Raw genomic sequence first — 20,469 nt, forward strand, 5'->3', positions numbered from 1 at the left:
AGGAGAGTTTATGGAACAAGAAAAGGGTCCGGAAAACACTTCATACGTCTCTCGAATTTTCGAAGTATGTAATAAATACCCCGATAAAAAGCTGTTTATTTATCAAGATAATAATGAATATCCTGATTTCCTTGATGGGCAAACCTTAATGAATAAAATAAGAACGGTAGGCAGTGCCTTGCAGTCAAAGCTGGCTCCGGCCGAAAAAGCCATACTTATACTGCCGCAGGGATTAGAATATATTTATAGTATGATGGCATGCTGGTATGCCAATGTTGTAGCGATACCTGCGCCGATTACTGACCCGGATGTTAAAGCTCAGGATTTGGACAAGCTATCTCTAATCCTAAAAGATTCACAAGCGTCATGCATTATAACCAATACATATTTAATGAAGGTTCTTAAAGAAAACCCGAATTTTGGCTCTTTATTGATGTTGAATGTGGATGATACGGCATGGGATGGATTTGCTGTAACTGAGGAAAGAAGCCACAATCCGGGGGATCTTGCCCTTTTGATTTATACTTCAGGTTCTACATCCCAGCCTAAGGGTGTTATGATCAGTCATAAGAACCTGATGTTTCAAGCCGGAGCAGATCAGTGGCGAATAGATCAAGATACACGTATGGTTTCCTGGCTCCCCCAATTCCATGCCTTTGGACTTCACAATAATATCCTGGTCCCGCTTCTACATGGAGCTTCCAGTGTAATTTTATCCCCAAGCCGCTTTATTAAAAACCCCGAAGCCTGGCTTGAAGCCATTGACCGCTACCAGGCTACGCATACCGCTGTGCCTAACTTCGCTTTTGAGTATTGCTGCTCATCAATAGTCATTGATTCTGTAAAAAATCTCTCCCTGGCTTCGATCAAGGCAATTATTTGTGCAGGGGAGCCTATAAGGGAGGAAGCTTACCAAAGCTTCAATATAAAGTTTAAAAGTATAGGACTTAGGGAGAACGTCTTCTGTCCTCTTCTCGGCCTGTCAGAAGTATGTCCTGTTGTCAGCATCAAGCCGGGCGAACCTGTCCGCTATTTGAATTTGGATGTTGACTGTTTGGATCAAGGCAAAGTTAAATATAGCGATAATCCAGGCAAGAGCAGGTCCGTCTCAAGCTGCGGAGAGATTGAGAAGCCTACAAAGATCGTCATTGCCAACCCTGAAACCCGTGTATCCTGCTCGCCTGGAGAGATTGGAGAGGTCTGGATAAAATCTGACGGTGTAGGATTGGGGTATTTCAACAGAGAGCAGGAAACGGAACAAAGCTTTTCTGCAATTTTGGATGATACGAAGGAGGACGGATTCTTCCGTACAGGGGATATTGGATTTATTGAAGACAATCACCTCTATATCATCGGACGGGAAAAAGAGGTAATGGTCATTCGCGGCAAAAAGCATCACCCTATTGATCTGGAATGGACGATCAAGAAAAATCTTCCGGAGCTTGCTTCTTCAATAGCAATCTTCTCCTGTGAAATCGGGCAGCAGGAAAGAGTGGTGGTCGTTCAAGAGCTTGAAGCACCTGTTAGCGAATCCGAGTGTAAAAAAATAGTAAAAGATATTATTCGTGTCGTGACTGAAACCCATGGCGTTGAGATCTATGAAATCGATTTGGTTCAGAGCGGCAGCATTCCAAAGTCAGGCAGCGGCAAAGTTCAAAAGAAAGCCTGCCGCAATCTCTATATGAATCATGAGCTTCCAGTAATTCATAAATATGTGCGGGGGGTTCATACAGCTCAAATGAAAGTTCAAGAAGCCCCTGCAGTCAAGACTGACGAAATTATTGAAGCTTTAAAAAAGGAGGTTTTCCTCCCGATACTTGACATTGACCCTGCAGCACTGGAAGAGACAAAAGTGTTATTTGAATTTGGAATAAATTCCGTCCAGTACGTACAGATCTCCAAGAAGATAGAAGAAATTTTCAATATTTCATTTGAGACTGTCCGATTGTTTGAGCATGTAGATTTTGAGGATCTGGCGAAGTATATTCTGACACAAATGCATGGTTTGCCTGTTCGAGAGACATCTGAAGCTCAAGCTGTTGCACAGGTTAGGGCTTCAAGCGATACACCGGTCGCCGTTACCGGAAACACAAATCAAGGGGATATTGCGATCATTGGGGTATGCTGTGATTTTCCGGGGGGCTCTGTTGATTTAGAACATTTTTGGGATAATATCATTGGAAATTCGGATTGCATCACTCCGATTGAGAAAAGCCGTCCGGGTATTCTAAAAGACTTTGAAGCCTATTACGGAGATTTAGATGATTCTTTTCCGCAATGGGGGGGCTTTATTGAAGATGTGGAGATGTTTGACGCTCCTTTTTTTCACATTTCGCCTTTGGAAGCGGAGAGTATGGACCCTCAGCAGAGAAAGTGTCTGGAGTTCACCTGGACTGTCATTGAGGATGGCGGATACAATCCTGCCCGGTTAGCCGGACAAGACGTTGGGGTATTTATTGGTGTTCATTATAACGATTATGCAGAGCTGGTTCTAAGACAGCCTGAGCTTATGGAAACCTACGGGGCTTACCTCGATTCGGGGCTTCATATGAGTATGATTGCAAACAGGGTTTCGCGCTGGTTCAATTTTCATGGTCCAAGTGAAGTGGTCAATACGGCTTGCTCAAGCTCGTTAGTAGCCGTACACCATGCCGCAGAAGCGATTCACAAGGGAGAATGCAGTCTTGCCGTTGCAGGAGGCATTAACCTTATCCTGACGTCCCGGGTTTACCGCGCCTGCCATAAAGGAAGAATGCTGGCAAAAGACGGACGTTGTAAAACTTTTGACGAGCAGGCAGACGGATTTGTAAGAGCGGAAGGGTATGGTGCCGTATTGCTCAAGGCATATGACCGGGCCGTAGAAGACAAGGATACGATTTACGGAATCATTAAAAGAACGGTGATCAACCATGATGGACATTCCGGCTCATTAAGAGCGCCAAATCTCAATGCTCAAAAGGAGCTTATTAAGGCGGCGTATAAAGATTCTGACGTACCTCCCGAAACGATCAGTTATATTGAGACCCATGGGACAGGAACTTCCTTGGGTGATCCTATCGAGGTTCAGGCCATTCAGGAGGCGTTTAAGGAGGTTAATCCCAATATCCCTAATTCCTTCTGTGGCGTAGGTTCCGTTAAAACCAATATTGGCCATCTCGAATCCGCCTCTGGCATAGCCGGACTTATAAAGGTGCTTCTATCCATGAATAAAGGTATGCTGCCGGGTATTGTTCACTTTAACAAGCTGAATCCCTATATTCCGCTGAGTATGAGCCCTTTATATATTGTAGACCGCGTGAAAGAGTGGAAGAGACTGACAAACTCAGAGGGGCAGGAGATCGCAAGACGGGCGGGGATCAGCTCTTTTGGATTTGGCGGCGCAAATGCCCATGTGGTAGTTGAGGAATATATTCCTCATAGTAGGCTCGAAGGAGCGGCTGCCGGTCTAACTAAATTTAAGGCGGCGATCATTCCGCTGTCGGCAAGGAGTAAACAACAATTAAATGCTTATGCTCTAAAGCTGCTTAAATTTCTGATGAAATTTAATACAGAGGTTAAACTCGAAGATCTGGCCTACACTTTTCAGGTCGGACGCGAGGCCATGGAGGAGAGAGTGTCATTTGTAGCCGATGACATTCAGGGATTGATTGAACAATTAAAAGATTTTACGGAAGGAAAAGACCAGACTCAAATTTGTTATGGCGTTGCACCGGATGAGGATTCCCAGGAAAAAGAATTTGCTGAATTATGGGCAAAGGGCTTGAGTATGGACTGGAATAAGCTGTATGGCGATATAACGCCCCGCCGGATGAACGTTCCTACCTATCCTTTTGCTAAGGAACGTTATTGGATACCTGAGGCGGAAATTATGCGTGGCAGTCAAATAATTCCTGTAGCTGGAGCTCTTATTCATCCTCTCTTGCATCAGAATACTTCGGATCTTTCGGAGCAGCGGTTTAGTTCGACCTTTACAGGTGAAGAGTTCTTCCTTAGAGACCATATAATCAACGGACAGAAGATCCTGCCAGGGGTTGCCTATATTGAAATGGTCCGGGAAGCGGCAAGGCAGGCTACAGGCACTTCAGAAGAGAGCCATAATAGGATACGGATAAAAAACATGGTTTGGGCCCAGCCGGTTGTTGCAGCCAGCAACCCTGTGAAGGTAGATCTCTCTCTTTTTCCTGATGAGAATGGGGAGATTGGCTATGAAATATACAGCAATATTTATAATGATGATACCGGGTATAGAGTAAATAGCCAGGGCAGCATAGTGCTGAGTCCGGCTGTAAAGCCTCAAATGTTGGATATTGGGGCCTTAAAGGCGATTTGCAGTGAGTACCGTTATTCCACTGGACAATGTTATGAAGCTTATAGAGAATTGGGAATTAACTATGGCTCGGGACACCAGGGGATTGAAACTTTATATGTTGGTGAAGGTAAAGTCCTGGCGAAGCTGTCCTTGCCCGCTTGCGTAATGGACACCAAGGACCAATTTGTGATCCATCCGAGTTTAATGGATTCGGCTTTACAGGCATATATAGGTTTAACATTGCTTTCCGGTGATTTGAAAACCGTTTTGCCTTTTGCACTCGAAGAGGTGGAGGTTTTTGAAAAATGCAATCCCAATATGTGGGCTTTTATCAGCTACATTGACAATAAAAAGACTGAGGAGAAGGTACAGAAGCTTGATATTGACTTGCTGGATGATGACGGCAACGTTTGTGTACGAATAAAGGGGTTATCGTTAAGAGTATTAGAAGATGAGGCGTATTATGAGGCGCCGGCAGAGACTCATATGCTTGAGCTTTATTGGAAAGAGCAGCCTATTGAGCCTGAAGCTCTAAATGTCAGCTATGCTCAGCATGTAGTGGTGCTTTGTGAACCCGAAGAAGATATCCTTAAAGCGGTTCAAGGCGGGATGGATAAAGCACAATTTATGATCTTGCATTCAGAAGACCAAGCTATTGATCAACGATTTGAAGCCTATACGGTACAGGTATTTGAGGAAATACAAAGGATTATAAAAGCAAAACACACAAGCAGGATATTGATCCAAGTTGTAATTTCCTTTAACAACGAACAAATACTCTTATCAGGTCTCTCCGGATTATTAAAGACGGCCCAATTGGAAAATCCAAAAATTGCCGGTCAATTGATTGAAATTGAAACCTGGGATAATCCGGAAGAAATAGTGAATCAGCTAACTGAGAATAGCAGAGGCAGCTTCGATAACCATATTCGATATATAAACGGTAAAAGATGGGCTATAGACCTGAAAGAATTGGAGACAGCAAATGAAGAAGTCCATATTCCATGGAAAGATAATGGCACCTACCTGATTACTGGCGGCGCAGGAGGCATTGGTTTGATCTTTGCCGAAGAAATTGCTCAGCGTGTTCAGGGTGCAAACTTAATATTAACAGGTAGATCCCCACTCCGTGCGGACAAGGCAGCTAAACTTGAAAAGCTGCGGGAATCAGGAGCGTTTATTGAATATCAGCAAGCAGATATTACGCAAAAGGATGCTGTTGCCGGATTAATCAGAAGCATTCAGGATAAGTTTGGAAATATTAACGGCATCATTCATAGCGCAGGGGTAATTCGGGATAACTTCATCATTAAAAAAACCAAAGAAGAGCTAAAAGAGGTATTAGCACCCAAAGTTACCGGGCTGCTTAATATTGACCAGGCAAGTAAAGATATTAACATGGATTTCCTCATTCTTTTTTCTTCTGTGGCTGATATGATGGGTAATCTTGGTCAGGCTGACTACGCTGCTGCAAATGCTTTTATGGATGCGTATGCGAAATACCGAAATCAACTGGTGGCGGCAGAGCAGCGCCCTGGACAAACCTTATCTATTCTTTGGCCTCTATGGAAGGATGGAGGGATGAAGGTGGATCAGGAATCCGAGAAGATTATGCTGGAAAGAATGGGTTTGGCGCCCATGAATACGGCAGCGGGTATCCGGATGTTGTATCAGGGTCTAGCCTCCGGCAGAGACCAGCTAGTAGTCATGCACGGTAATCTCAAACGGCTGCGTGCTGCACTGCAGAGGAATAATATTAGTACCGGAACCTCAAAAGCGCCTTATGCCGGAGGACAGCAGATAGAAAATAGTGGGAATCTCGGAAGCTTAGCGAAGGAAAAAGCGGAAAACTACTTTAAAGCGTTGCTTTCATCTGTACTCAGGCTGCCTGCACACCGGATAGAAGCCGATGCCAAAATGGAGAAGTATGGAATAGATTCCATTATGATTATGCAGCTGACAAATGAGTTAGAAAAAACATTCGGTTCATTGTCTAAAACCCTATTTTTTGAATATCAGAGCATTAAGGAACTGACTGAATATTTCCTTGAATCCTATGCAGATAAAATGGCGGAATTACTCGAAATAGATGAGCATTCGGAGAATTCCGGTTCGAAGCCGCCTGAAACGGCTGGGCCGGATACAGTGACGGAGACTCCGGAGCCGACTCTTAAAAGCCGTAGGCGTCAGCGATTTGCCAATATTCATTCTGAATCCCCGCAAGCGACGACAACAGATGCGTTGGATATTGCCATTATCGGTGTATCGGGACGGTATCCCGGAGCAAGGACAGTACAGGAATTTTGGGAAATTCTGCGGGACGGCAAGGACTGCATTACAGAAATACCCAAGGACCGATGGGATCATAGTTTGTTTTTTGATGAAGACAAGAACAAGCCTGGAAAAACCTACAGCAAATGGGGAGGCTTTATAGAAGATGTAGACAAGTTCGATCCCCTGTTCTTTAATATATCGCCGCGAGATGCTGAAATGATGGACCCGCAGGAACGCTTGTTTTTAGAATGTGTCTATGAATCTTTGGAGGATGCGGGGTATACCAGAGAAGCTTTACATGCAGCCGCCGATTCGGGCTTGAAAGGCAATGTCGGAGTCTATGTAGGGGCCATGTATGAAGAGTATCAGCTGTATGGCGTTCAGGAAACTCTTCAGGGCAGACCCGTTGCTCTTCCGGGGAATATATCCTCCATAGCTAATAGAATTTCTTATTTCTTTAATTTCCAGGGTCCAAGTATGGCAGTCGATACCATGTGTTCCTCCTCCTTGACGGCCATACATCTAGCCTGCCAGAGTTTACAAACCGGCGGATGTGAGCTGGCGATTGCAGGAGGTGTGAATGTTTCCATTCATCCTAACAAATACCTGGCACTTGCACAGGGGAAATTTGCATCCAGCAAAGGCAGATGTGAAAGCTTTGGACAGGGCGGTGACGGGTATGTTCCTGGTGAAGGCGTTGGCGCAGTTCTACTAAGACCACTTTCAAAAGCAATCGAGGCCGGAGATCATATCTATGGAGTTATCAAAGGAACAGCAATTAATCATGGGGGAAAAACAAACGGATATACTGTTCCTAATCCGAACGCGCAAGCAGCAGTAGTCAATCAGGCTTATAAAAAAGCAGGAATTGACCCAAGCACAATCAGCTATATTGAGGCGCATGGTACCGGAACTTCTCTGGGCGATCCTATTGAAATCTCCGGGTTATGCAAAGCATTCCGGGAATATACGGATAATACGCAGTTCTGCGCTATTGGATCATTGAAATCAAACATTGGACATTCTGAGAGTGCAGCTGGTATTGCAGGAATAACCAAAGTATTGCTTCAGTTTAAATTTCATAAATTAGCACCGTCGCTGCATTCTACAACATTAAACCCTAATATTGACTTTATCCATACCCCATTTGTAGTGCAGCAAGAGCTTTCTGAATGGGAGCATCCGGTGATTAACGGAAAGGAGATTCCAAGACGTGCCGGAATAAGCAGCTTCGGCGCCGGAGGGGCCAATGCCCATATCGTAGTAGAAGAATATATAGAACAAAACCGGCAGGAGACTCTGGTTGCACAGCCAGTCATTATAGTATTGTCGGCAAAGAATGAAGAACAGCTTACCAAGCGGGTACAGCAATTGTTAGCTGTGATCGAGGAACAGCAATTCACGAATGATGACCTGGCATCTATCGCCTATACCCTTCAGGTGGGGCGTGAAGCAATGGAAGAGAGAATGGCCGTTATTGCCGGTTCTGTTAATGAGCTTCAGAGCAAGCTGAGCGCATTCATTGAAAATCAGAATGAGATTGAGGCGGTATATAAAGGGCAGGTTAAACGCAATAAAGCAGCTTTATCGATTTTTGCGGCAGATGAAGAATTACAGGAGGCTATGGATAAATGGGTCCAGCGCAAAAAATATGAAAGGATTGTGGAGCTTTGGGTCAATGGAGTCGATTTTGATTGGAACAAGTTATATGCTGCCGTTAGACCTAAACGCATAAGCTTACCAACCTATCCTTTTGCCCGAGAACGTTATTGGATGCCTGCAGGGAAGCCTGTTTCCGGCGGAATAAAAAATCCGGTTGCTTCTGAGGCTGCACCGCCCGCATATACGGAGAACATGGTTCTGGTGAAAGATTGGAGCCCCCAAAGTGCTGAACCGGACAGGGATACAAAAAAAGGGATCATTATTGTAGCAGGAACATCGGCTACGGAGGAACTGGCTTTTACGTTGTTTAAAGATCATAGGGACATCCAGATCATACAGGTTATCCATGGCGGAAATCCGTATTTGGAAGGAATAACTACCGACTTTTATTCCGGTTCGGCAAGCGAACGCCTTTATCAACAGGTAAAGGAAGTAATTCATGATCAAAGAATACTGGGTGTAATTGACATTACGGCCTTGGATAGTGAATATGAGCGATCTTTGGATGTAGAGCTCGGCAAGATCAAATTCCTGCAACAAATCATTGAGAATAATAGGAATGACCATTGCAAGCTTTTACAAATTACTTATAAGCTAAATGACTTGGACACCCAAATAACCACCATGCACGGCGCACGCCTGGCAGGATTCTACCGCATGCTGAGTGCCGAGTACAGTCAAATTCAAAGTATAACGATGGATACGGATTGTTCAATTCAAGAGAATCATCGGCTTGCCGGGCAGATTCAAATGGAGTTTTTAAATAAGAATACGGAGAACGTGACAGAATGTTGTTATCGTAACGATAAGCGGTATATGCCTGTGCTGAAATCTTACCCTGTGGAGGATGCTGCATGGGAAAGGATTAATGCCACTGCAAAGGTTGAAGACCAAGATGTTGTTGTAGTTACAGGCGGATCACGGGGAATTGGCGCGGCTGTTGCCAGACATATCGCTTCGCAGGGAGTTAAAAATCTGGTAATTATGGGCAGAGAAGAGCTGCCCGAGCCGTCCCGGTGGAAAGCGGTGCTGGAGGGTCAAGAAAAGCCTGAGCTGAAAGAAAAGCTAAAGGCCATGCAATACTTGATGGATCAGGGGATAAAGGTTCTCTATGATCATACGTCTTTAACTGATCCGGAGGGTCTTCGCCTCCTGTTGCGGAAGGTCCATAGGGATTTAGGCCCTGTAACGGGCGTGTTCCATTGTGCCGGGCTTGCAAGCAATAATCCTGCCTTCTATAAAAAAGAGCTGAACGATATTGAAGCAGTGTGCGAGCCTAAAATAAAAGGGCTTGTGACTTTGCACAAAGCTTTTGAAAACGAACCGTTAAAATTCTTTGTTTTATTTTCATCCATATCCGGCGTTGTACCGGCACTGGCAGCCGGCCAAAGTGATTATGCCGCAGCAAATGCATATATGGATTATTATGTACTGAATCAAATCGGAGAGGGAAAGGCATATTTCCAATCCATTCAATGGCCGGCCTGGAGTGAGACGGGAATGGCTGCAGGGGTAATGCGCACACCTGCTTACACCCGAACGGGAATTTCTGCCTTAGGAACGGCAGACGGAATAAGGTTTCTGGATTATTTGCAGAACAATCCATATCCTGTCAGCATTCCCTGTAAAGCGGATTCGAGCACATTCGCAAGCGGCTTGATGCTGAAAGCTGAGATCAAATCTGCGAAAGAACAAGATCGCTTGCCTCAGCATGACCGGAAGGGAAGGTCCGAAATTCCTCTAACAGAGGGAATAGGTGGTTTGCGAGTTCCTGTTATTAAGTGGCTGCGGTCTGTTTTGGCATCGGAATTAAAGCTAAAGGAAGATCAGCTTGATGAAGATAAGCCATTCAGTGATTATGGGGTCGAGTCGATTACATTGGCCCAATTAACGCAAACGATGCAGCAAAAGGTGGATAAGCCGATTACGCCGTCCTTACTGTTGGAACATAGCACGATAGCAGCATTGGCGGATTACTTTGTTTCTAACCATTCCGAAGCTTTACAAAAAAGCCTTGAAGAATACCACATTACGCCAAATAATGCATATTCTCAAACCGAAAAACCAGAAGCGGATTCGGGCATTAAGAGTCCTTTCGTAACGGATCAGGCCAATACAACGGAGGATATCGCCATAATCGGAATATCCTGCCGGTTTCCGGATGCTCCCACGAAAGAGGACTATTGGGACTTGCTGGCGCAAGGGAAATGCGCGATCCGGCCATTAACCGAAAGACGCTGGCATTCTGAGGACAACCATGTATATTACGGCGGGTGGATTCAAGATACGGAGCGGTTTGATCCGAAATTTTTCAATATTAATGAACATGATGCCGCCATTATGGATGTGCAAGCCCGGATTATTTTGGAAGAAAGCTTAAAGGCCGTTTATGATGCGGGATACGATCACAAGCAATTATCAGGACACAAGACAGGGGTTTATATTGGAGGACGGTCGCAGCCAATCGCGGACCTGGAGACGGTGCTTGAGGCTCCAAACCCCATTTTGGGAATCGGCCAAAACTATATTGCGGCCAATATTTCGAAATTTTTCAATTTCAAAGGACCTAGCATGATCGTTGATACGGCTTGTTCATCAGGAATATCCGGTCTACTCCTTGCCGCCGATGCTTTACGGGCCAAGAGAATGGATATGGCTCTAGTTGGAGCGGTCAGCGTACAGACGGATTCCCTCGCCCATGACATGCTTGCGGCCCGGAATATTTTAAGCAAGAATGGCGAGTTTCATATATTTGACAAGCAATCTGAAGGAGAGGTGCTGGGAGAAGGCGCAGGGGTTGTCCTACTCAAGCGCCTTGATGATGCAATAAGGGATGGCAATCATGTATACGGCGTTGTCAAGGCAATCTCAGTTAATAATGACGGCAAAACACTTGGTCCCGGTTCACCGAATATCCTTACTCAAAAGCAAGTCATGCAGGACGCGCTGGAATTAAGCGGAGTGCCAGCCGGGGACATCGGGTACATCGAAGTCAACGGGGGAGGCTCGCCTGTCGTCGATTCAATCGAAATTAAGGCCGTGTCTGAAGTTTACAGCCTTAATAAACGGGATTTGCCGCTATGCTGTATCGGATCGGTTAAGCCTAATATCGGTCATTTGTTATTAGCATCCGGGCTAGCCGGATTTATCCGTTGTGTATTAAGTGTGTATCATAAAAAAATTCCACCATTCTTATCTGCTTTAACACCTTTCGATTACTATGATTTTTCCACCTCCCGTATCTGCTTTAACCGGGAGACCATGGAATGGCGGGCGGATGTCGGAAAGAAACGGATTGCGGCGCTCAATTCCTTTCCTGACGGCGGTACAAACTGCCATGTGATTATAGAGGAATTTGTACCTCATGCCGATTACAGGCAATACCTTTACCCTAAGACGGCTCCACAAATGGATAAGAAATATTTTCCGATGAGCAATGGCAGAACTTCTTTGAAGGAACTGGTAATAGCCGGCAAACCGCAGGATGCAAGCCAACGAAAGGAGCGAAATATAAAAAATGTGTGGGGCGACTACTATGAATAAAACACTGAATACGTTAATCACTATTGCGCATCCGATTATTAAGAATCATTTGGTTAAGGGACAGCCGTTACTGCCTGGCTTAGCTTATATTGATATGTTATACCAATTGGCGAAGCAAACACTGGGCTTGGATTATCAAAGGCACTCCTTAAAAAAGCTGTCTATTTTCAATCCCTTGATTGTACGTGAAGACCAGCCGGTAGAATTGAAGATTTCTTTTAACAAGAATGCAAACTACTGGGATGTGTCGGTTAACGGAACTGAGACGGATGTACACGGGAATCGGCTTCAAGAGAAATTGTATATTACGGCCGAATTGCATGAGGAAGAAGTAAAGCTTGATAAATATATAAATATAGAAGCAATGCAGCGAACGGCTGTACGGTATTTAAACATTGAAACCCTATACGAGCAGGCAAGAGCGCAAGGATTGGTCCATACGGGGATGATCAAAGCCGATGCTGATATTTACCTGACCAATCCGGGGTGCCTTGTAAAAGTGAATGTAGGTGCGGACTACCGTAACGAAGCGGAAAATTTTCTTTTTCACCCTACACTCATTGACGGTACCGGACTGGCATCGGAAGCATTAATAGAAAAAGACGGCAATGGCGCTGTGGAAGAGTTATATATCCCTTTATATTATGAAAGTTTTTTTTGCAAAGAACCTTTACGTACTCACTGCTATGCTACGGTTAATTTATCTTCACGCCATTCAAGTAAGGATATCCGTGTGATAGATATACTGTTTTTCAATGCAGAAGGAACACAAATTGGAGAGTTGAGCGGCTTAACTACCAAACGGGTAAGATTTGATGGCCAAATCAATCCATCAATGCTAAATGAGATCAATAGAAATCAAGGATCTGCCCAGGAGCGGTTAAGACAGATTTTTTCAAAATACCTTGCACGGAAAGCTTCTGAGATTGACGTAAATATAGGATTCTATGAGCTGGGGCTGGAATCTGCGCAATTGCTGGCTGTCGTTAAAAACCTTGAAGATGCTTTTGGGCTGGCATTAGCCCCGACCGTACTGTTTGAGTTCACAACAATTGCAGAACTGGCTGCATACTTTACAGAGAAGGGCGTCACGTCCATAGGGCAATCCAATAGCGGGATACGAATACAGGAGATGAATCAGGGACAGGCAGAGGATGATATTGCGATTATAGGAATGGCAGGACGCTTTCCCAAGTCAAGGAACCTTGAGGAATTTTGGGATAACCTGAAAGATGGAAAAGATTGCATCAGTGAAATCCCGAAATCCCGTTGGAATTGGGAGGAGTTTAAAGAGTTAAAATCGCCTTCAGGAAAAAACATATCAAAATGGGGCGGATTTATTGATGAGCCGGATTGCTTTGATCACCAGTTCTTCAGAGTAACGCCGCGGGAGGCGAAAACGTTAGATCCTCAGGAACGGTTGTTTCTGGAAACCTGCTGGGAAGCGATCGAGGATTCGGGGTATACTGCAAGCACTTTAGCGATGACGCATGGTGAGGTTAAAAGACACCCTGTAGGGGTATTTGTCGGGGTCATGCACAAGGATTATTCCTTGATTGGCGCTGAGGCGATGGCGCGGGGGAACGTATTTCCACTGTCGTTAAACTATGGACAAATCGCGAACCGGGTTTCTTATTTCTGTAATTTTCATGGGCCAAGCATGGCAGTAGATACCTTATGCTCTTCTTCACTTACTGCTGTGCATCTGGCCCTGGAAAGCATCCGGCGCGGCGAATGTGAAGTTGCGTTGGCGGGTGGAGTAAATTTGTTGCTCCATCCTAATAAATATATAGCTTATGGAATGATGGATTTCCATTCCAGTGACGGTTATTGCCGTACTTTCGGAAATGACGGGGACGGCTATGTCTCAGGAGAAGGGATCGGCGCGGTTGTATTAAAGCCGCTGAGCAAAGCAATACAGGCAAGAGATCATATTTATGCCGTCATCAAGGGCAGCACTGTTAATCATGGAGGTACAGTAAGCGGGATTACCGTTCCAAGTCCGGTTGCTCAGGCAGATGTCATCACGGAATGCTTGAAGAAAACGGGCATTCATCCCAGAACCATTAGCTATGTAGAGGCCCATGGGACAGGCACTTCCCTGGGGGACCCCATAGAAATTCAAGGTCTGATGAGGGCTTACCGGCAATATACGGAGGAATCGCAGTTTTGTGCGATCGGATCGCTGAAGTCAAATATTGGGCATAGTGAATCGGCAGCAGGGATTAGCGGTTTGATCAAGGTTGCTCTTCAGCTTTACCATAAGACGCTGGTACCGTCCTTGCATGCTGAAGAAGTAAACACACATATTCATTTTGAACAGTCTCCGTTTTACATACAGCGTAGAAATGAAGAATGGAAGCAGCCTGTATTGAACAAAAACGGAAAAGAAGCAGCTTATCCCAGAAGAGCCGGATTAAGTTCTTTTGGTGCTACAGGTTCGAATGCCCATGTTATTTTGGAGGAATACGTACCTGAAGAAGTTCCACAGCAAACAACCGGGGCCATGAATACCCATTCTGACCCTGTGATTATCATACTTTCTGCCAAGAATAAAGAACGTCTGCAAGCTTATGCCAAGAAACTGCTTGAGTTCTTGAAGTATAGCGAAGTCAACTTAATTAACCTGGCTTATACCTTACAGGTCGGACGCGAGAGTATGGAAGAACGGGCAGCATTTGTAGTAAAAGATGTTTCAGCGCTAATTATTAAATTACAGCATTTTATAGACGGCAGGGAAGAAATCGATGAATGCTTGCAGGGACAAGTGAAGAAGAGCAAAGGTGTAACGGATGCGGATCAGAGTTATCCAGCCTTAATTAATCAATGGGCCGGCAAAAGAGAGTTTATGAAAATAGCGGAGCATTGGGTTACTGGACATAGGATAGAGTGGGAGTCTCTGTATGGAGGAATAAAACCTCAACGTACCAGTTTACCAACGTATCCTTTTGCAAGAGAGCGTTTTTGGGTGCCGGAGCTTGAGGAGAAGCTGATAAGAACGCCGATAGACTCAAATGCTGTAACTGCGATCCATCCTTTATTGCATCAAAATACTTCTGATCTTGCTGAGCAGCGTTTCACTTCAAATTTTACCGGGAAGGAATTTTTTCTGGAGGATTTGCAAACGGCGGGGAGCAGCACATTGCTGATCGGGGCTTATCTGGAAATGGCAAGGGCAGCGGTAGACCAGGCTACAAGCAGTATTAGGGAAGAAAACAGCAGAATCAAGCTAAAGGATGTCATTTGGGCCAAACCTGTTGATGTTCAACAACAACCCGTTCAGGTGCATATCGGGCTTTTCCCTGAGGACAATGGCGAGATTACCTATGAAATTTATAGTACACCCGGGCTGCCTGGTTCTGAACCGGTTCTGCATTGCCAGGGTAGTTCATTCCTAAATTCGGATACCGAAGCTCCAGCTTTAGACATTAAGGCCATACAGCAACAGTGCCAGCAAGGTGAATTATCATCCGGCCAGCGTTACCAGGCCAAAGCCAAGGGGATCGAGACATTATGGATGGGAACCGGTCAAGGGCTTGTGAAGATGGCGTTATCTCCCTCAGCCGCAAGCGCATATCATCCGTTCATTCTTCACCCCAGCCTGATAGATTCTGCATTACAAGCAGCTATAGTGTTCATGGAAAGTACCGCTAAGTCCTTTGACGGCAAAGCTCATGGAGGTTATGTACGGCCTTATGCGCTTCAGGAGCTTGAGATTTTTAACAGTTGTTCTTCTGCAATGTGGGCATTTATTCGGTGCAGCGACAATGATGAAGCAGGGGAAAGCGAACGGAAATTTGATATTGATATCTGTGATGAGAAAGGCAAAGTATGTGTACGCATAAAAAGGTTCTCGATCAGAGTAACCGGATTGGATATAAATCCGGCAGCATCTCTCCCGGCTTCTGATGCGCTGCTTATGTTAAAGCCCGGCTGGAAAGAAAAAACGGCTGTAGGGGGATCTGGAGATTCCGGGTACAGTCGCCACTTGGTAGTGCTCTGTGAAATCGGCGGTATTTCGCGCGAGGACCTGGAAGGGAACATGCCGGGAACCCAATGCATGGTTTTACAATCCGCGCAAGGAGAACTGGATCAACGCTTTCAGGAGTATGCTGCACGGATGTTTGACGAAGTGAAGAGTATCCTTATGGCAAAGCCCAAAGAAAAGGCGCTTCTGCAGATTGTAGTTCCAGCCAAGGGGCAGCAGCAGCTATTCCGTGCCCTTTCAGGGATACTTTATACCGCGCAGTTTGAAAATCCTAAGGTTATGGGACAGCTTATTGAAGTAGAACCGGAAGAAGATGCAGGAAGTCTTATAGCCAAGCTGAATGAGAATAGCCGCAGCCTGGCGGATACACAGGTTCAATATAAAGACGGAAAGCGCCGGGTGGCTGTATGGCGCGAGCTCAGCGCAGGAACATCTGGAGTGAAGCCGCTATGGAAGGACCATGGAATCTATTTGATTACGGGGGGCGCAGGGGGCCTTGGGCTTATATTTGCCAGCGAAATTGCCGGTAAAGTCAAGCATGCGACGCTGATTTTGACAGGCAGATCCCCGCTTAACGAGGACAAGCAGTCTAAGTTAAAGGCGCTTGAGGCTGCCGGTGCGCGAGTGGAATACAGAAGAGTCGATGTGGTCCGCAAAGAGGAAGTGGCGGCTTTAATCCAGGGCATCCGGGAAGATTACGGAACCCTCCACGGAATTATTCATAGCGCAGGGATCATACGGGATAATTTCATCCTGAGAAAAACAAAAGAGGAGCTGCAAGCCGTGATGGCTCCCAAGGTCAGCGGACTGGTAAACCTGGATGAGGCAAGCCGGGACTTGCCGCTGGACTTCTTCATTTTCTTCTCATCCATGGCCGGGGCTGTCGGTAATGTCGGCCAGGCGGATTATGCCACGGCTAATGCGTTCATGGATGCTTATGCAGGCTACCGGAATAGCCTGGTGCTGTTAAAGCAGCGCCCGGGACGGACACTCTCCATCAATTGGCCCTTATGGAAAGAGGGCGGAATGCATGTGGATGAAGAGACCGAGAAAGTGATGATGAAGGATTTCGGGATCGCCGCCATGCGGACAGGGACCGGTGTTCAGGCGTTATACCATTCCTTTGCCTCTGGAAGTGATCGAGTCATGGTCATGGAGGGGAATCCGGTACGATTAAAGGAAAAATTTTTGTTGGAATCTCCAGCTTGGCCGGAAACAGAGGTTCCCTGCCTTACAGAAGATCAGGATATGGGCACTTTGCCGGAGCAAGTGCAGGAGGATTGCATAAGAAGAATCGCCCGGCTGCTTCAAACGGGTACCGAAGAAATTGATCCTGATGCAGAGTGGAAAGACTATGGACTTGATGTGGTGGCCCTGACCGGGCTGGTTAACGAATTGAAACAAACGTATGGACTCGACTGGACCTATGATATCTTTCTAGAATATCCGACCCTCCACAGCCTGGCAGACTATCTTCTGGAAACCTGCAGAGACCGTTTGGCCAGCCCATTTGGAGGGAACGTTTCAAGCACACCTGCTGCTCAAGCTGTGTCGGCTTCGGCGGTTGATCCAGAATTATTGAAGGAAAAAACCCTGCACCAGCTCAAGGTTATGTTTGGCGACATTACCAAAATGCGTGTGGACAGCATTGATGGGGAAGAGTCTCTGGAGAGCTATGGTATCGACTCGATTATGATTAATCAGTTGAACCAGAAGCTTGGGGATATATTTGGGGAGCTTTCCAAGACCCTGTTCTATGAATACCAGACCTTGCTGGAACTGGCGGAGTATCTGGTCTCCGACCACTCCCAAGGGTGCTTGAAATGGACGGGGCTTACAGAGCGGGTTCCAGCCCTGTCGCAGCAGCAAGCGGTACAGGGGGATTTCGAGCAGGAGCTCCCTGTACTGGCTTCACGGAAAGCCGGCAGAAGGAAAGCCCGCAGCTTTACCGCCGGGGCGCCCGCCGCTGCCGCTGCAACACGGGAGCCTGTAGCTATTATAGGGATCAGCGGACGCTATCCTAAGGCCGGAAACCTGCAGGAATATTGGGAGAACCTACAGCAGGGACAAGACTGCATCACGGAAATTCCGGAAGAACGCTGGTCCCAGGAAGGGTTCTTCCATCCAGACCCCCAGGAGGCTGCAGCTCAAGGGAAAAGCTACAGCAAGTGGGGCGGCTTTATAGACGGATTTGCGGAATTTGACCCGCTCTTCTTCAACATATCCCCTTTGGAAGCCCATAACATGGACCCTCAGGAACGGCTGTTTGTCCAATCCTGCTGGGAGGTATTGGAGGATGCGGGCTATACCCGGGAGCAGATCCGGTCGCAATATCACGGCAAGGTGGGTGTCTTTGCGGGGATTACCAAGACTGGCTACGATTTATACGGCCCGGATTTATGGAAACAGGGCGAAAGGGTATTTCCGCACACTTCATTCAGTTCGGTAGCGAACCGGATTTCCTATTTGCTGAACCTGCAAGGCCCCAGCATGCCCATTGATACGATGTGTTCTTCGTCATTAACCGCCATTCATGAGGCTTGTGAGCATCTGTATCAGCAGGAATGTGAAATGGCGGTTGCAGGAGGGGTTAACCTTTACCTTCATCCTTCCAGCTATGTTGGATTGTGCGCCCAGCAAATGCTTTCGGCAGACGGCCAGTGCAAGAGCTTTGGAAGCGGAGGAAACGGCTTTGTCCCAGGTGAAGGGGTAGGTTGTGTTCTGTTGAAACCCTTGTCCAGGGCAGTCGCAGACGGGGATCATATTTATGCAGTGATCCGAAGCACCAGCATAAACCACGGCGGCAAAACCAATGGGTATACCGTGCCAAATCCGGTGGCCCAGGCCGAGCTGATCCGAACGGCGTTGGACAAAGCAGGAATCCATGCGAGGACCGTCAGTTATATTGAAGCCCATGGGACAGGAACTTCCCTGGGCGATCCGATCGAAATCACGGGACTGACCCAGGCGTTTGGCAGAGATACCCAGGACAGCGGGTTTTGTGCGATTGGATCGGTAAAATCAAATATCGGGCATTTGGAGGCGGCAGCGGGGATCGCGGGAGTGACTAAAATCCTGCTGCAAATGAAGCATGGAAAGATCGCGCCGAGCCTGCATGCGAAGGAATTGAACCCCAATATCCATTTCGCAAGAACTCCCTTTACCGTACAGCAGGAGCTTGCCGAATGGAAACGGCCGGTCGTGGATGGACAGGAGGTTCCAAGACGGGCGGGAATCTCCTCGTTTGGGGCCGGAGGCTCCAATGCGCACGTGGTGATTGAGGAATATATTCCTGTAGAGCAGGAAGCGGCCTCGGCTGCCGTTACCCCGGAGAAGCCGGCCATCATTGTGCTGTCGGCCAAGAATGAGGAAGGGCTGAAGGCGCAGGTACGGAGATTGCTGTCCGCCATGGAGGAACAGCCATGGACGGAGGCAGACCTTGCAGATATAGCTTACACTCTCCAGACAGGGCGAGAAGCTATGGAAGAGCGGATGGGAGTAATTGTAGAAAGCATCGGGCAGCTCAAGGAGAAGCTGAAGAGCTTTGCGGCGGGACGGGATGGGATTGAGCATGTATACCGCGGAAAAGTCAAGCAAAATAAGGGAACCTCGGCTATTTTTGCAGCGGATGAAGATATGCAAACAGCAATCGATTCCTGGCTGATCAAAGGGAAATATTCGAAGCTTTTAGATTTATGGGTCAAGGGAGTAATGATTGACTGGAACAAACTCTATGGCTCGGCTAAACGCAGAAAAGTCAGCCTTCCCACCTACCCTTTTGCAAAAGAACGCTATTGGGTAGATAAGGTCGGTGAAAATAACGGCAATAACTTGCCAGCTTCTACCGAAGCTTCCGTGATTCATCCTCTGCTGCACCGGAATACGTCCGACCTTTCGGAACAAAGGTTTACTTCAACCTTCACGGGCAAGGAGTTTTTCCTGGGAAGCCATGTTGTTAAGGGACAACGGGTGTTACCTGGAGTCGCGTACCTTGAGATGGCCCGGGCTGCGGTGGAGCATGGGGCGCTGAAAGGGAAACGGACGGGGATACGGCTGAAGAATATCGTTTGGGCCCAGCCTATTGTTGTGGGAACCCAGCCGGTTCAGATCCACATCGGACTCTTTCCAGAGGAAAATGGAGAGATTTCCTATGAAATCTATAGCGAGGATGAAACAGTGGATGCACAACAGGTAGTGCATAACCAAGGTATTGCATTACCATGCCGGTTTCCGGAAACGCCAACTCTGGATATACATGCGATGCAGGAGACCTGCAACCGAAATATCATCTCACCCGAAGCTTTAAAAACGAAGACGGCAGGCCATGATGGGATTCACCATTGGATAGAAGAAGTGTATGTAGGAGAAGAACAGGTGCTGGCGAAGATTTGTTTGCCATCTTACGTATCCGGTGCGGAAGGACAATTTATCCTGCATCCCGACATCGTGGATTCTGCCTTACAGGCATCTGCCGGATCGACTATAGATACAGGACGCACTAAACCTTGCTTGCCTTTTTCACTTCAAGAGCTGGAAATTTTCGATAAATGCGCTTCGAATATGTGGGCGCTGATCCGTTTTAATAATGGAAGCAAAGCAGGAGAGCGGCTAGAGAAGCTTGATATTGATCTTTATGATGAACATGGCGCAGCTTGCGTCCGAATGAAAGGATTTACAGGCAAGAGGTAAGCGC

2 protein-coding genes are annotated in these 20,469 nt (G+C 46.7%); both read left to right on the forward strand.

What is annotated here, in order from left to right:
- Positions 1-10 precede the first annotated feature (10 nt).
- Positions 11-11,788, forward strand: coding sequence for an SDR family NAD(P)-dependent oxidoreductase (locus PDUR_RS11070; protein WP_042206316.1), 11,778 nt, complete (start codon positions 11-13; stop codon positions 11,786-11,788).
- On the forward strand, positions 11,781-20,465 hold the full coding sequence (locus tag PDUR_RS11075) for an SDR family NAD(P)-dependent oxidoreductase (protein ID WP_052410175.1): 8,685 nt from the start codon (positions 11,781-11,783) through the stop codon (positions 20,463-20,465). The genes PDUR_RS11070 and PDUR_RS11075 overlap by 8 nt, the downstream gene beginning before the upstream one ends.
- The last annotated feature ends 4 nt before the right edge of the window (positions 20,466-20,469 follow it).

This window comes from Paenibacillus durus (assembly GCF_000756615.1).
Classification (GTDB): domain Bacteria; phylum Bacillota; class Bacilli; order Paenibacillales; family Paenibacillaceae; genus Paenibacillus_AQ; species Paenibacillus_AQ durus.

Bases quoted from the DNA above. Each gene is read 5' to 3' on its own strand.
- PDUR_RS11070 (WP_042206316.1), top strand. From the start codon at position 11: ATGGAACAAGAAAAGGGTCCGGAAAACACTTCATACGTCTCTCGAATT.
- PDUR_RS11075 (WP_052410175.1), top strand. From the start codon at position 11,781: ATGAATAAAACACTGAATACGTTAATCACTATTGCGCATCCGATTATT.